This is a genomic window from Polynucleobacter necessarius, from assembly GCF_900095195.1.
GTDB classification, from domain to species: domain Bacteria; phylum Pseudomonadota; class Gammaproteobacteria; order Burkholderiales; family Burkholderiaceae; genus Polynucleobacter; species Polynucleobacter necessarius_G.
In genome coordinates, this window is record NZ_LT606950.1 from 1,264,064 (window position 1) to 1,278,509 (window position 14,446).

Genomic DNA, 14,446 nt, shown 5'->3' on the forward strand with positions numbered 1-14,446 from the left:
AGGATAAGAAGGAAACATCATGGATCTCGCTGCTTTTCAAAGCATCCTCACTGTCCAAAACATTACAGTGTTTATATTAGCCATTTTCGTTGGCTACCATGTGGTTTGGAACGTTACACCTGCATTGCACACCCCCCTCATGGCCGTGACAAACGCTATCTCCGGAATCATTATTGTTGGCGCACTCTTGCAGACCGAAGTGATTGGTAGCGATGAAATTACCCTCACTAGCGTCATTGGTGCAATCGCCGTTTTCTTAGCCTCTATCAATATTTTTGGTGGCTTTATGGTGACACGTCGCATGCTGGAGATGTTTAAGAAAAAAGCTCCCAAAGCAAATGCTGACGCAGCTAAATAAATAGAACAAAACCTCGCTAGAGACCACAAGAGACTAAAACTATGTCAAACATAACTGCAATTTCCTATCTCGTTTCATCGGTGCTGTTCATCCTCGCTTTGCGTGGCTTGTCTTCCCCAACTACTTCACGCCAAGGCAACACGTTTGGCATGATTGGTATGTTGCTGGCGGTCATCACCACCTTTTTTATTCCAGACTTCAAGCCTGTCATTTCACTGATTGCCATTGCGGTGATAGGTGGCGCCATCATTGGTACCCTAGCGGCTAAGCGTGTACAAATGACGAAGATGCCTGAGCTCGTGGCATTGATGCACTCTTTTGTTGGTTTATCAGCTGTTTTAATTGCGATCGCTGCCGTCTTTAATACCGCGCATGACCATACTGGCGCTCAAAAAATTGAACTCTTTATTGGAGCGTTTATCGGAGCAATTACCTTTACCGCCTCTGTTATTGCTTTCGGAAAACTCTCTGGAAAAGTGAGTGGGAAGCCAGTAAGTTTTTCTGGTCAACATTTATTAAACCTGATTCTGGCAGTATCCATGGTTGGTGCCGGCATTGCATATTACCTAGTCGATAGTCATGCAGCCTTCTTGGCAATGTGCGCAATTGCATTGGTATTGGGCGTCACTTTAATCATCCCAATCGGTGGCGCTGATATGCCGGTGGTTGTTTCGATGCTCAATAGCTATTCAGGATGGGCAGCAGCTGGCATTGGCTTTACCCTCAATAACCCCGTTTTGATTATTGCTGGTGCTTGCGTAGGTTCCTCTGGCGCGATTCTTTCATACATCATGTGTAAGGCCATGAACCGCTCCATTCTTGCGGTATTGCTTGGCGGCTTTGGCGCTGAAGCTACCGCTGGTGGTGGCGATGATGGCGGCCCTAAGAACTACAAAACAGGCTCCCCTGAAGATGCAGCCTTCTTAATGGAGAATGCTGACACTGTAATCATCGTTCCAGGTTACGGTCTTGCAGTAGCACGCGCTCAGCATGCCCTTAAAGAATTGACCGAAAAACTAACTCATCATGGTGTTACCGTGAAATATGCAATTCACCCAGTAGCAGGTCGCATGCCTGGGCATATGAACGTATTGCTAGCAGAGGCCGAGGTTCCATACGATCAAGTATTTGAAATGGAAGATATCAACAGCGACTTTGGACAAGCTGATGTAGTACTTATTTTGGGCGCAAATGATGTGGTTAATCCGGCCGCCCGTACGCCTGGCAGCCCTATTTTTGGCATGCCTATTTTGGAAGCCTTTAAAGCAAAAACGATCATTGTCAACAAGCGCTCGATGGCAGCTGGCTATGCTGGCTTAGATAACGAACTCTTCTATATGGATAAAACCATGATGGTCTTCGGCGATGCGAAGAAGGTCGTGGAAGATATGGTCAAAGCTGTAGAGTAATAATCCAAGAGCCTCTTCATGTTTTGAAATCCATCCCCAGAGCCAGAAAATAAGAATTACTTATATTTCGATCATCTCTGGGGGTAGCCAATCTTGATATATTGCATACATTTTTTCGTATGCTGCCTCTAAATTTTTAGTAAAAACCAGGGTATCAAAAAGCGGTTGGCTTGGTCTGTTTTGCAATAATTTTTCTTTAACAGCATCTAATTTGTGGGGATCATGCGCCAAAGCAATAGCGTAGGATTCAAACTCGGATTGATTGAGCATCACTAATTCAGACAATCCAACTGCGCTTAGCAAGCTTGCCGAAACTCGGCTAGCAAACGATTTTCCAGCAACAGTCAATACAGGTAAGCCAGCCCAAAGAGCATCGCTAGTAGTCGTGTAGGCATTGTATGGAAGAGTATCAAGAAATAAGTCGTCATATTTATGACGCGCCAAGTGATCAGCCAGCGACATGCGTTCAGCGAAAATTAGTCTGTCTGGATCAATACCAGCAAGTGCATCTTCTCTTCGAAGATTATTTACTGCCGATAAATTATCTTGCAAAAGCCAAAGAGCACTCCCCTCCACCGCTTTTAATATCCTCATACATGATGAAAATGTTGAGGGCAATACCTTAAAGTTATTATTGAAACAATAAAAAATGAAGCCGTTTTCCGGAAAACCTAACTCACGTCCTGTAAATTGCCTCTCTGAAATAACCCTCTTTCGATCATTCGCTTGATAAGAGTTTGTAAAAACACTACTTTTTCAGTAGTAGTGACTCCGAAAATCGAATGGGATCAATGTTTTATCCGCAATAATGTAATCCATATAGCTGGCACCCATTGTTCCAGGATAGCCAAGATAATTCACCTGAATTGGCGCAGCTCCATATGAAAAGATTTCAGCTCTTACACCTCTTGTGAATCCATTCAAATCAATTGCAATATCAATTGCTAGCTCTCTGCTCATTTTTGCCACTTCAAGGTCAGAAAAATCATCAACCTCAATAAATCGATCAAACGCCTCAACTAAACGTTTTCGCGTACCATCACAGCGAGCTGGGCCAAAAGAAAAACCAAATAGTTCAAATCTATTTCTATCATGCAACTCAAAGAGTTCCGCAATCAAATAACCTATAGCATGATTGTGGAAATCTGCAGAGTAATATCCTAAGCGATTTTTTTTATTTCTTTCCCGCCTAGAAATATTCCCCAGATATAGCTCAAGGGCAAGTTTATGACGCCCTAGGGTAGACTGTGCTTCGCCATAATTAAGCCATGGCTGAGGATTATTAGGCATAAGTTCAACCGCCTTCATATGATGGCGAATTGAATCCTCGACCGATCCACAATCCATTAATGCTTTAGCGAAATTGTAGTGAATGGATGGATCTTCTGGGCTCATCTTGGCGGCCATTCCTAATAGGATTGCAGCCTCTTTGTAGTCAGCCCGAGAAGCTTTAATTAATCCGAGAATATGGAGCGCTGGCAAGTTATTAGGATCAACTTGTAAGATCTGCTTAAGAATACTACTAGCCTCAGCATGATTTCCATTCTGAAAATCTTCAATAGCTTTTTAAAGAAGGTCTTGAATATTTAAGTACATACGATAACTTTATATCCAAGATGACAATGATATTGACCATTAATTAAAAGTGCTGATTACTGAGAGACAAGAGCGAGCAAGTCACACGCAATCAACAAAGTGCCATAATTCATCATGCTTATAGAAAATATGCCTTTTTGATAGCACTGATTTACCTAATAAATGACCAATACAGATCACGCCCAAATACAACGCGTAGTTGCCAATTTAATGGAAAGAGGTCTTGGGCTACACCATCAGAATAATTTAGATGGTGCTCGCCTTAATTATGAAAAAGCTCTCCAACTCTCGCCAAATGACCCCAACATCTTAAAACCACTTTCAGTTCTCAAAGCACAAATGGGGCATTTTCAAGAAGCACTAGATTTGGGAAATACTGCTCTTCAATATGCTGAAAATAAAGCTGAAATATTCAATAATCAAGGGCTTATCCTTGAGCAACTTAATCGACCTCATGATGCGATTGAAAGCTTCAATGCTGCTATTCAGGCCTGTAGTAGTTATGCGCAAGCTTGCTTCAATCGAGGTAATGTTCTTCAGCAACTCAATCGATTTGAAGAAGCTATTGCAAGCTATGACGCAGCTATTAATGCTAACAATCAATATTCTGAAGCTTACTTCAATCGAGGTAATGTTCTTCAGCAACTCAATCGCTTTGAGGAGGCTATCGCCAGCTATGATCAGCTGATTAGACTTGGTGTTTATGATGCTGAAACATATAACAATCGTGGCGTGCTACAACAGCGATTGATGCGCACTACTGAGGCAATTACTAGTTATGAGCATGCCATCAAAATTGATCCGAACTTCTCCGTTGCGTATTCAAATCTTGGAAATGCTCTCCGCGAACAGAAAAAATTAGAAAATGCTTTAAATTACTATAATCAGGCAATAAATCTGAACCCCCGTTTTTTGGATGCGTACTTTAATCGAGCAAACACCCTCCTAGAGCTGTCTCAAAATGAGGATGCATATAGAGACTATTGCAATAGTCTTGCAATAAATCCGGATTTCAGCCAAGCGCGTTGGGCGATACCCTTGACGCACATACCCTTTATGTTCAAAAAAAAAGAAAACTTAGAAAACTTAAGATCTCAATTTTCTAATGCCCTCAACGATTTAGAAAATTGGCTGGATGATCATCAAAACGAAGAGACTTTTGAGGCAGTTAAAACAAATCTTCCATTTTTACTCGCATACCAAGAGCTCAACAACAAAGAACTTTTAGAAAAATATGGGGCCGTTGTTAATAAAGTAATGAGGCCTTGGCAGGAGAAGAATGTTCAGACTCGAAATATTGAAATTAGCTCCAAAATTAATATTGGAATATTTGTTAGCAATCAAAAAAATAACTACTCAGTTTGGAATGCTATTACAAGTGGGTGGATCAATAACCTTGATAGCAATTTATTTAATATAAAAATCTTTAATCTAGGTGACCCTAGCGATATCAAAATAGAAGAAAGCAGATATCGATTAACAGCCGTCATAGATAATCAATTTTCTCTAGCTGATTGGACAAAACGTGTGCTGGAAAATAATATCGAGGTACTTATTTATCCAGAGATCGGTATGCACCCAATGACAACTCAATTAGCAGCCTTGAGATTGGCCCCTATTCAGATGGCCAGTTGGGGACATCCCGAGACAACTGGCTTAAAAACAATCGACTACTATCTCTCAGCAGAATTGTTTGAACCTGATAACAGCGAAAATTTTTATACTGAAGAATTAATCAAGCTTCCAAATCTTGGGTGTGCCTATAAAAAATTACCGATCAAACCTACCACCATTGATTTAAATGCCTTAGGTCTAAACGAAGACGAAGCAATATTTTTATGCCCAGGTGCATATTTTAAATATGCACCTGAATTTGACTGGGTATTGGCAAAAATTGCTAAAAGAATGGTGTGCTGCAAATTTGTTTTTTTTGCTCAGCAAAAAACCTGGACCAGCATATTGGTTCAACGTTTAAGTAATGCATTTTCAGAAGAGGGTCTCTCTATTGAAGACTTTATTGTTTTTGCACCCTGGCTAAGTCCAGATCAGTTCTATGGTTTAATGTCAAAGGCTCATGTATTCCTAGACACCATAGGCTTCTCAGGCTTCAATACCGCCATTCAAGCTATTGACTGTAATTTACCCATTGTCACTAGAGAAGGTAAATTTATGAGAGGTAGATTAGCTAGCGGCATACTCAAGCGCATTGGCCTACAAGATCTCATTGTTGACTCAGAAGAATCCTACATTGATCTTGCTATCAAGTTAGCCACTAATGACCAATTTCGGAATAACATACAACAGAAGATTCGCAATAATCAGAAATGCCTCTACGATGACCTAGAGCCCATTTCATATTTGGAGAAATTCTTGCTTAAAAAATGTAGGCCAGATGCATACCCAAACACTTGAATGGGGATAAAAAATACTATTAATTGGAGACAACATTTGTGAAACACATAATAGTTCTTTGTTTTTTGATGTGAAACACATAATAGTTCTTTGTTTTTTGATATTCAACCCAGGAAATCTAGGCGCACAAACAAACTATCCCAATCGTTCCATTCAAACCATTATGCCGCTCCAAGCGGGTAGTGGTGTAGATATTTTGATGCGACCGATTGTGCAGAAGATGGGTGAAAGTCTTGGTCAAGCCATCACGATTGAAAATATTCCCGGTGGAGCGGGACTAATTGGTACAGCGAAGGTTGCTCAAAGTTCTCCCGATGGTTATGTGCTGGGTGCATTTAATGACAGCATTCTTACAATGTTGCCAAATCTCTACAAAAAAATTGACTACGATCCCGTTCAAAGTTTTACGCCAATTTCCGAGGTGGCTGCGATTACATTTGTCATGGTTGCCAACCCATCTTTCCCTAGAAATACCGCTGCAGACCTCGTGCGCATTGCTAAAGAAAAACCCGGCGAGATTGATTACACCTCTGGTGGCAATGGATCACCACAACACATCGGCATGGAAATATTCCGTCAATACACTGGCGCACCAATTGTGCATATCCCCTATCGCGGTGCCGCAGCAGCAGTGACTAATGTGATGGCCGGCCAAGTGCCTGTAATGATTAGCGCATTATCTGTAGTGCTACCGCATATTCGTGCTGGTAAATTGAAAGTACTAGGTGTGGCAAGTAAAACTCGATCTCCTTTGTTGCCCAATACACCGACCATCAATGAAAGCGTCAAAGGTTATGAATTTTCCACATGGGGGCTTTATTGGCGCCCAAAGGAAAACACCCCCAGCTGTGATTGAAAAACTCAACGATTCGCTAAATTTAGCGCTCAAAGACCAAAAGTTACGGGAACAACTCATTCAACAGGGCTTTGAATTTGTACCTCTAGGACCTAGCCATCTTAAGGAGATGATCACACAGGGGTTAGTAAACATGAAAAAAGTTATCAAAGATGGAGGGATTCAACCGGATTAGCGTCTGAATTAGATATCATTTTGACAATAAAAAACGCCCGGCTTTCATAACCGGGCGTTTTTGTTTCTACGGTCAAGAGACCATAGGCAACTATTACATCATGCCGCCCATGCCGCCCATGCCACCCATGTCTGGCATACCACCACCAGCAGATTCTTCTTTTGGTGCCTCGGAGATTGCACAATCAGTGGTTAACAACAAGCCAGCAACAGAAACTGCATTTACCAAAGCGGTCTTCGTTACTTTGGTTGGGTCAATAACGCCTTGTGCTACGAGGTCGCCATACTCACCAGAAGCAGCGTTGTAGCCACTATTGCCTTTGCTTTCTTGAACGGCATTAACCACAACACCAGCATCTTCACCAGCGTTGCTAACGATCGCACGAAGCGGCTCTTGCATAGCGCGCAATACGATGCTGATACCAGCGTCTTGATCAGCGTTATCACCTTTCAAGCCCTTGATACCTTGCATTGCACGAATCAGTGCTACGCCACCGCCAGGAACAATACCTTCTTCAACAGCAGCACGAGTTGCATGCAACGCATCATCGACGCGTGCTTTCTTCTCTTTCATTTCGACTTCAGTAGCAGCACCAACACGAATGACTGCAACACCGCCTGCCAACTTAGCAACGCGCTCTTGTAGTTTTTCTTTATCGTAGTCGCTAGTTACTTCTTCGATCTGAACACGAATGTTCTTCACACGAGCTTCAATTGCCTTAGCGTCACCAGCACCATCAATAATGATGGTATTTTCTTTGCCTACTTCAATGCGCCTAGCTTGACCTAAGTGCTCAAGAGTGGTTTTCTCTAAAGTCAGGCCAATTTCTTCAGCGATCACGGTGCCGCCGGCCAAAATCGCGATATCCTCTAACATGGCTTTACGACGATCGCCAAAGCCTGGAGCCTTCACTGCACAGGTTTTGATAATGCCGCGAATGTTATTAACCACCAATGTTGCCAATGCTTCGCCTTCAACATCCTCAGCAATAATCAATAATGGGCGACCAGATTTTGCAACCTGCTCAAGTACTGGCAGCAAATCACGAATATTGGCAATCTTCTTATCAAACAAGAGTACGAATGGGTTATCCAGTACAGCAACTTGTTTTTCAGGTTGATTAATGAAATAAGGAGAGAGGTAGCCACGATCAAACTGCATACCCTCAACGACTTCAAGCTCATCTTCCAATGATTTACCGTCTTCAACAGTAATCACGCCCTCTTTACCCACTTTTTCCATTGCTTCCGCGATACGCTGACCAATGCTGTGGTCACTATTAGCGGAGATGGAACCGACCTGAGCAATTTCTTTAGTAGTGGTGCAAGGCTTGCTGATCTTTTTCAGCTCTTCAATAGCAGCAGTTACCGCTTTATCGATACCGCGCTTCAAATCCATTGGGTTGTGGCCTGACACAACATACTTCATACCCTCACGCACAATCGATTGCGCCAATACGGTTGCAGTAGTCGTACCGTCACCAGCGATGTCAGCAGTTTTGGAAGCAACTTCCTTAACCATCTGAGCGCCCATGTTTTGAAGCTTGTCTTTGAGTTCAATTTCTTTTGCAACTGACACGCCGTCTTTTGTAACGGTTGGACCGCCAAACGAACGCTCAATTACAACATTGCGACCTTTGGGGCCCAGAGTGGTTCTTACTGCGTTTGCAAGAATATTGACACCTTCAACCATCTTGGTGCGGGCGTTATCTCCAAATACAACGTCTTTTGCTGCCATGATTTAATTCCTCTCTTAAATTCCAAAATTACTTCTGAACAACAGCCATGATGTCGTCTTCACGCATCACGATGAGTTCTTCGTTATCCACTTTGACTGTTTGGCCAGCATATTTGCCAAACAACACACGATCGCCTACTTTGACATCGAGTGCATTTAACTTGCCGGCCTCATCACGCTTGCCTGGTCCAACTGCCAGAATTTCACCTTGATCAGGCTTCTCCGCGGCAGCGTCAGGAATGATGATTCCGGATGCAGTTTTTGATTCTTGATCCAAACGCTTGATGATTACGCGATCATGTAAAGGACGCAAATTCATCTCTCTTCTCCTATGTTAGTAAGTGTTAACTAATTAAAAAACTATATAAATCAATGCTTTGTGATCTCTCATGCGCAAAACTATCAGGGATTTGTATCAAAAGGCCTATTTTAGCACTCGCGCATTGGGAGTTCTGATTATATAGGTCTGGTTCCAAGTATTTCAAGGGTCGATCTCCATAAATTATTTAAGGATTTGGCCCCTATCTATATTTTGGAGGAGCTAGTAGGTCATTTCCTACAGATAAATCAGTCTTAAGCCCTTACCGCTCCAATCCGACCTGCCTAGACTGGACAGTCACCGATTGGAGAATGCTGATGAGCCAGAAATCCCGGCTGTACACGCTTGTAAAGGCATGGAAGAACAAACCCTTCCAAGAAGTACATGATGCCTGTGGCGCCCCCTTGGCTTGGCCTAAGTAGCCAGGCTCTTGAAGAACACCAAACCTGGTCAAAACGACAGGCTATTTGTCATGAACCCATTTTTAATTGCAAAGGAACAAAACTGACTGGATCACTATTCAGACCCCTTCTCAATGCATCGGATTGGCAATTACTACGCCTATTCATGGAGGGGCTCGATACTATTTTCCTGCTGGTACCGCAGCGGTCGTTATATTCCTGGCATTTTGCCTATGCCAACGCATGCAATCGCCTCGAGTGACTATATCGACGCCCTGAGTGATCTCATCCTCAATTCACGTTTACCTGTGGGATTAGTGGCACTTGGCATGCAGACACTTCCTGAATCGAATCTTGCTGACTCTTGTAAGGAAGGTTTGTTACGCATGCGCCGCCTCGGCGTATTGCTACATTTCATGAACTACACAGGAGATCCAGAGCAGCTACATTGGATTCAAGAGTTGGAGATGGAAGGCATTCATTTCAATATGCCTCAACTTCGTAATCAAACTCTCTCGCATGAACTATTCAAAAATATTCGACGCTCGTTGTACACCCAAACACAGCTTTACGCGAGTAAAGCAGGACTTGTTAAGGATTTAGAGAATCTATCTGTATGGCAAATAGATCATTGCTATGGCAGCGCCATGATGGCGCCTATTAGCCGCCATCAAATGCTTCACATTAACGACAGTCGAATCGCAAAAGCAATTTTTTCGCTGCACCACCATCAAAACCTAAACCAAAATGGAGACAAGTAATGAGAAAACGTGTGATGTTGGTAGATGATCATCCGGCCATGCTGATGGCACTCAAAAGTATGTTGCAAGAGCAACTCATGTTTGAAGTCGTTGGTCAAGCCCAAAATGGCGAGGAATGCTTGCGATCCATTAAAGAGGTGAATCAAAATACGGTTATCTTGGACCTCGATATGCCAAAGACAGATGGCTTTGATGTCATTCGAAGAATTGGACACCTGTATCCGGAAATTCGAATGTTAATTTTGTCCAACATGGATGAAGCGGTTTATGGCGGAAGGGTTCGCTCACTAGGAGGTCACGGTTTTGTTAATAAAACTGCGGGGGCTGATGTCATATCAGCCGCCTGCGTTGCCATCTCTCAAGGCTATAACTTTTTCACTCACGGTAAGAACGGCAATAGTTCATTAACAGACAATGACAAGCTTGCATTAATCTCTGACCGCGAATTACAGGTCATGAAATATCTCGGCAAGGGCAACACTAATCAGCAGATCTCAGACATGCTACATATCAGCAATAAAACCGTTGCCACATATAAGACGCGGGTATTTGATAAGCTGGGCATTAATAATATTGCAGATTTAATTTTGTTCTGCCGCATGAACAACATTATCGAGAGCTAAAAAGCATGCGTCGGTTCATTGCCCACATGATTACTATCTAAGGCTTTTTATTTAGCGGGGTATTGCATGTCTCGCCCTTAAGTCCTGCAGAGCAAAGATGGATCGACGCCCACCCAGTAGTGCATTTTAGTATTCATGAAAATATGCTCCGTATCTTGACAACAAACCTTATGAAGCATCTCCTGGAGTCTTTTATTTACTATTACAGAAATTAGGGGATTTCACCCAACAAGAGTTTCGACCCAAGTGGCGAAAAACTGAACAGGAGGGTCTAGATCACCTATCAAGTGGTCAGGTCGATTTCATCATCGACCCACCCACCATAAATGATGAATATCTCCGATTTGGTTCTTTATCGGAGGCGATTTTCTGGGGACATGATGCTATTGTTACCAAACAAAATAGCTCAAATAAAGAACTCTTACCCAATACCGTGGCTTATTTTGATCGGGGACACGAAAATCCCCCCTAGCATCTAAGCAACAAGAACACCAATCGAGCAACCCTAACCAATTACTAATGAAGGAGGTGAATGATCCTGGACTTTATAACCGAGAGCCATTTGCCTACCGCTGGCTTATTTCACATGAAGATGCGCCTCTTCATCGAGTGCTTGATCATTTCTTCAATAATCTTGACCCCATTGAATCACGCCAGATCTTTGCCATCGATATTGACAACTAAATGGATGGTAGCGTTAGCTCCAGCAGACTCGCTTGGCTTATAACTCTGTCCATACTGATGGGAGACGCCACGCTGATATGGCATATACATAAACGTCAGCAACTCCTCCAGAGTCAGGGGCCAATGCCAACCAACCACTAACTGCCCAGTTCTCGGGCGAATTTCCTAGTGGATGCAAAGGGGTCAATTACAACGTAGTCGCATTGGACGCCAACACATTTTTAACCCAAGGCTTTGCGGCAGCTTGGGAGTTGGCTGGTGGATCTTGGGTTAACCCACCTACTGGCAAAGACGGCACCACTCCACTGGCAGCCAAACTCCTTCTGCAATTTGAGGGCATCAGCCTTGCAGATGATGTGCTAGATATTAATAAGTATTCCAATAATGTCATGGCGCGTCAGCTCTTATTAACGCTCGCACTTGAGAAAATCGGTAAACCCGCTACAACCGTCAATGGCGAACTGGTCATCCAAAGTTGGCTCAAGCAAAATGGCTTATTGTTCCCTGGGCTTACTATTGAAAACGGCTCAGGACTATCTCGAAATGAAGCAATCTCTACTGGACAGATGAATCAATTGCTACTGACTGCAAGAAACCCCTCAGTCGGCGAAATTTTTTACAACAGCCTTCCTATTGCGAGATCAGATGGAACCATGCGCAATCGCTTAATGACGCAACTTCGCAAATTTTTACATCTTAAGAAAAAGCCTGAAGCCAGAATTAAGACGGGTTCGCTTGCTGATGTGAGGGCTATCTCTGGATATGTAGTCAGCAAATCCGGAAAGCTGTATTCGGTGAGCTCATTTATTAACCATCCGAATGCCTGGAAGGGTCTTGAAGCGCACGATCAACTGCTGACGTGGTTGCTCGAGGATGGTCCTGAACCGAAACATGCGCGCTGCAGTCGATCTCTTACCCCATCCCACTCTTCTCCAGCGGGCGGTTCTGGAAACAAAACAAATCCCAAGCCTGCCCGTCTAAGTCTCTCAGGGTACGGTACAGTCGGCCAGCAAAAACAGTGGGATCACTGGAAACGGTTACTTCCTCAACATCAATCGATGGATAATCTTGCAATACTAGAGATGCATCAGAGCCCCATACTGCGACCACTACCCTAGACTTGATATCGGGGAACTCAGTAAGTGCATCTAAACGCGACCCGACGAATACAAGCGTAATGGTGTTGTGGGCGCATAGTGCGTCTTCAGACTCCCAGAAACCTTAGGCAAGTCTTGATTCTTGATTTGCTCTCCAGGACCATAGACCTTGATGCCAGTCTTTTTAAAAATCGTTTTTGGAGTGATCACTCCCGGACGAAGTAAAACAGCATGGTCTCCTGAAGATAAATCAATGATGGTCGATTCAATCCCCACCAGAGAATCACCACCATCAAGCACTAATAGGTTAATTTCGCCCTCAAACTCACTGCGGACATCGGCTGCGCAGGTCGGAGAGACTTTGCCAAAACGATTGGCTGATGGCGCTACTAAAGCACCTTGAAATTTTCTCAATAGCTCTTGTGCAATGGGGTGGGCTGGGGCGCGGATTGCGACTGTATCTTGACCGCCCGTTAGTTCACCTAAAACACTTTTATCTTTTCTAAAAACAAGTGTTAGCGGACCAGGCCAAAATGTATTAATCAACTTCAGCGTATCTTCTGATACGTCTCTAGCCCAAGTTGCTAATACTGCAGACCAATCAATTTCCTGTTGGTCATTTGTCTCAGGGATGCTAAGTGCACAATCAAAGGATGATTAGAAGGTCTGCCTTTGGTTGTAAATATTTTCCTAATGGCCTCGGCATTTCTAGCATCAGCACCCAAGCCATAAACAGTTTCGGTAGGGAATGCAACCAATCCTCCATTACGAAGAACTCTCACCGCTTCATCAATCGCAGCTGACGACTGCAGTAATGAATCATCCAATTTTTCAGCGGACATTTACGGCTCGATACCCAACTCAAGAGCAACAGCAGCACAGTTCTGGCGAGCTTCATTTAATGCCTCGCCCAAACAATTGATATGCCCCATCTTTCTACCGATACGTGGGGCAGCCTTACCATAAAGATGCAACTTCGCGTCGGGGTGCGCAAGGACTTTATCCCAGGCAGGCTCTCTTGCTTGATCCGAATTTCCTTCAAACCACAAATCACCCAATAAATTGAGCATGGATACTGGCGCCAATTGACGTGTATCACCCAATGGTAGTCGCGCCATCGCTCTAACCTGCTGCTCAAATTGACTACTCACACATGCATCCATAGTGTAGTGGCCTGAGTTATGGGGGCGTGGAGCGATTTCATTTGCAACAATGTCACCATTTTTTAAAACAAAGAATTCTACGCACAGCACCCCTACGTAATCAATCTTGCGAATTAGCGCTTTAGCAGCCTCAATAATTTTCTTTTCTTGTGCTGGTTTTAAGGACGGAGCCGGAACTGTCGAGGTATGCAAAATACCATCGCGATGGATATTTTGAGAAACAGGGTAAGCCACCACGGCATCGTCATAACCACGAACCACTAATGCAGAAACCTCAAAATCTAATTCCATGCGCTTCTCTAAAACACAGGGAACCTTGCCCAGCTCAGCCCAAGCGGCAGGGAGATCGGTCGCTGCCTGCACAGTAATTTGGCCTTTACCGTCATAGCCCAAACGGGCGGTTTTCAAAATCCCCGGAAAAAGATCCACGAGCACATGACTGATATCGGCGTCATGCGCAATTACAAAATTTGGAGCAGGGCTAATATTGGTTTCCGATTTCCAAGTTGCCAGAAAGTTTTTTTCAGCAATCCGATCTTGCGCCAAAGAAACACAGCCACTTCGTGGCGCAATAAAAACACCCAGAGACTTTAACTCGTCTAAAGCTTGTGCTGGAACATTTTCAAATTCGGTACTTACAGAAGCACATAGTGCGGCCATTTCTTTTAAGGCAACGAAGTCTGTGTAATCCGCCTGAATACATTTCTCCGCTATTGAACCTGCCGGACTATCCGGACTCGGATCCAAGACGCATACCTTATAGCCCATCGCTTGAGCAGCTTGGGTAAACATTCGACCCAACTGACCACCACCCAATATTCCTAAATACGAACCCGGCAAGATGGGTCCCATGCG

At 43.7% G+C, this 14,446-nt stretch carries 15 protein-coding genes; 8 read left to right on the top strand and 7 right to left on the bottom strand.

Annotation, left to right across the window (positions count from 1 at the left end; genetic code table 11):
- Window positions 1–19: 19 nt before the first annotated feature.
- On the top strand, window positions 20–358 hold the full coding sequence (locus tag BQ1619_RS07030) for a proton-translocating transhydrogenase family protein (RefSeq protein ID WP_114663065.1): 339 nt from the start codon (window positions 20–22) through the stop codon (window positions 356–358).
- A gap of 41 nt (window positions 359–399) precedes the next feature.
- Window positions 400–1,767: an NAD(P)(+) transhydrogenase (Re/Si-specific) subunit beta gene (locus tag BQ1619_RS07035; protein WP_114663067.1), complete on the top strand. Its 1,368-nt coding sequence runs from the start codon at window positions 400–402 to the stop codon at window positions 1,765–1,767.
- Window positions 1,768–1,827: 60 nt separating this feature from the next.
- On the opposite strand, the gene BQ1619_RS07040 is transcribed toward BQ1619_RS07035, so the two are convergent.
- Together BQ1619_RS07040 and BQ1619_RS07045 are read right to left on the bottom strand one after the other, a co-directional pair.
- Complete coding sequence (locus BQ1619_RS07040) at window positions 1,828–2,472, bottom strand: O-linked N-acetylglucosamine transferase family protein (RefSeq protein WP_114663069.1); 645 nt, start codon at window positions 2,470–2,472, stop codon at window positions 1,828–1,830.
- 51 nt (window positions 2,473–2,523) lie between these two features.
- Window positions 2,524–3,249, bottom strand: coding sequence for an O-linked N-acetylglucosamine transferase family protein (locus BQ1619_RS07045; protein WP_114663071.1), 726 nt, complete (start codon window positions 3,247–3,249; stop codon window positions 2,524–2,526).
- Between the two features lie 276 nt (window positions 3,250–3,525).
- Here BQ1619_RS07045 and BQ1619_RS07050 point away from each other — a divergent pair, with 276 nt between their 5' ends.
- Both BQ1619_RS07050 and BQ1619_RS07055 read left to right on the top strand, forming a co-directional pair.
- Window positions 3,526–5,775, top strand: coding sequence for a tetratricopeptide repeat protein (locus BQ1619_RS07050; protein WP_114663073.1), 2,250 nt, complete (start codon window positions 3,526–3,528; stop codon window positions 5,773–5,775).
- A 163-nt stretch (window positions 5,776–5,938) separates the two neighbouring features.
- Window positions 5,939–6,631: a Bug family tripartite tricarboxylate transporter substrate binding protein gene (locus BQ1619_RS07055; RefSeq protein WP_162784622.1), complete on the top strand. Its 693-nt coding sequence runs from the start codon at window positions 5,939–5,941 to the stop codon at window positions 6,629–6,631.
- Between the two features lie 268 nt (window positions 6,632–6,899).
- On the opposite strand, the gene groL is transcribed toward BQ1619_RS07055, so the two are convergent.
- The gene (gene groL, locus BQ1619_RS07065) at window positions 6,900–8,543 is read right to left on the bottom strand and encodes a chaperonin GroEL (RefSeq protein ID WP_114663097.1); all 1,644 of its coding nucleotides are present in this window, start codon (window positions 8,541–8,543) and stop codon (window positions 6,900–6,902) included.
- Window positions 8,544–8,571: 28 nt separating this feature from the next.
- Window positions 8,572–8,862: a co-chaperone GroES gene (locus tag BQ1619_RS07070; RefSeq protein ID WP_114663099.1), complete on the bottom strand. Its 291-nt coding sequence runs from the start codon at window positions 8,860–8,862 to the stop codon at window positions 8,572–8,574.
- Between the two features lie 628 nt (window positions 8,863–9,490).
- Between BQ1619_RS07070 and BQ1619_RS09320 the strand changes: the two genes are divergently transcribed.
- The 4 genes from BQ1619_RS09320 (at window position 9,491) to BQ1619_RS07085 (ending at window position 12,449) form a co-directional block, all read left to right on the top strand.
- Window positions 9,491–10,024 (top strand): hypothetical protein, encoded by a 534-nt coding sequence (locus BQ1619_RS09320; RefSeq protein ID WP_197711908.1) that lies wholly within the window; start codon window positions 9,491–9,493, stop codon window positions 10,022–10,024.
- Window positions 10,024–10,647, top strand: coding sequence for a response regulator transcription factor (locus BQ1619_RS07080; protein ID WP_114663101.1), 624 nt, complete (start codon window positions 10,024–10,026; stop codon window positions 10,645–10,647). Before BQ1619_RS09320 ends, BQ1619_RS07080 begins: the two co-directional genes overlap by 1 nt.
- Window positions 10,648–11,166: 519 nt before the next feature.
- Complete coding sequence (locus BQ1619_RS08750; RefSeq protein WP_162784624.1) at window positions 11,167–11,331, top strand: hypothetical protein; 165 nt, start codon at window positions 11,167–11,169, stop codon at window positions 11,329–11,331.
- A gap of 203 nt (window positions 11,332–11,534) precedes the next feature.
- Window positions 11,535–12,449 (top strand): D-alanyl-D-alanine carboxypeptidase/D-alanyl-D-alanine-endopeptidase, encoded by a 915-nt coding sequence (locus BQ1619_RS07085; RefSeq protein WP_231968584.1) that lies wholly within the window; start codon window positions 11,535–11,537, stop codon window positions 12,447–12,449.
- 30 nt (window positions 12,450–12,479) lie between these two features.
- On the opposite strand, the gene BQ1619_RS09325 is transcribed toward BQ1619_RS07085, so the two are convergent.
- Genes BQ1619_RS09325 through BQ1619_RS07095 form a run of 3 tightly spaced genes read right to left on the bottom strand, consistent with a single transcriptional unit; the run spans window position 12,480 to window position 14,443 of the window.
- On the bottom strand, window positions 12,480–12,974 hold the full coding sequence (locus BQ1619_RS09325; RefSeq protein WP_197711909.1) for an L-threonylcarbamoyladenylate synthase: 495 nt from the start codon (window positions 12,972–12,974) through the stop codon (window positions 12,480–12,482).
- Window positions 12,975–13,012: 38 nt separating this feature from the next.
- Window positions 13,013–13,270 (bottom strand): L-threonylcarbamoyladenylate synthase, encoded by a 258-nt coding sequence (locus tag BQ1619_RS09330; RefSeq protein WP_197711910.1) that lies wholly within the window; start codon window positions 13,268–13,270, stop codon window positions 13,013–13,015.
- On the bottom strand, window positions 13,271–14,443 hold the full coding sequence (locus tag BQ1619_RS07095) for a 5-(carboxyamino)imidazole ribonucleotide synthase (RefSeq protein WP_462803988.1): 1,173 nt from the start codon (window positions 14,441–14,443) through the stop codon (window positions 13,271–13,273).
- Window positions 14,444–14,446: the final 3 nt, after the last annotated feature.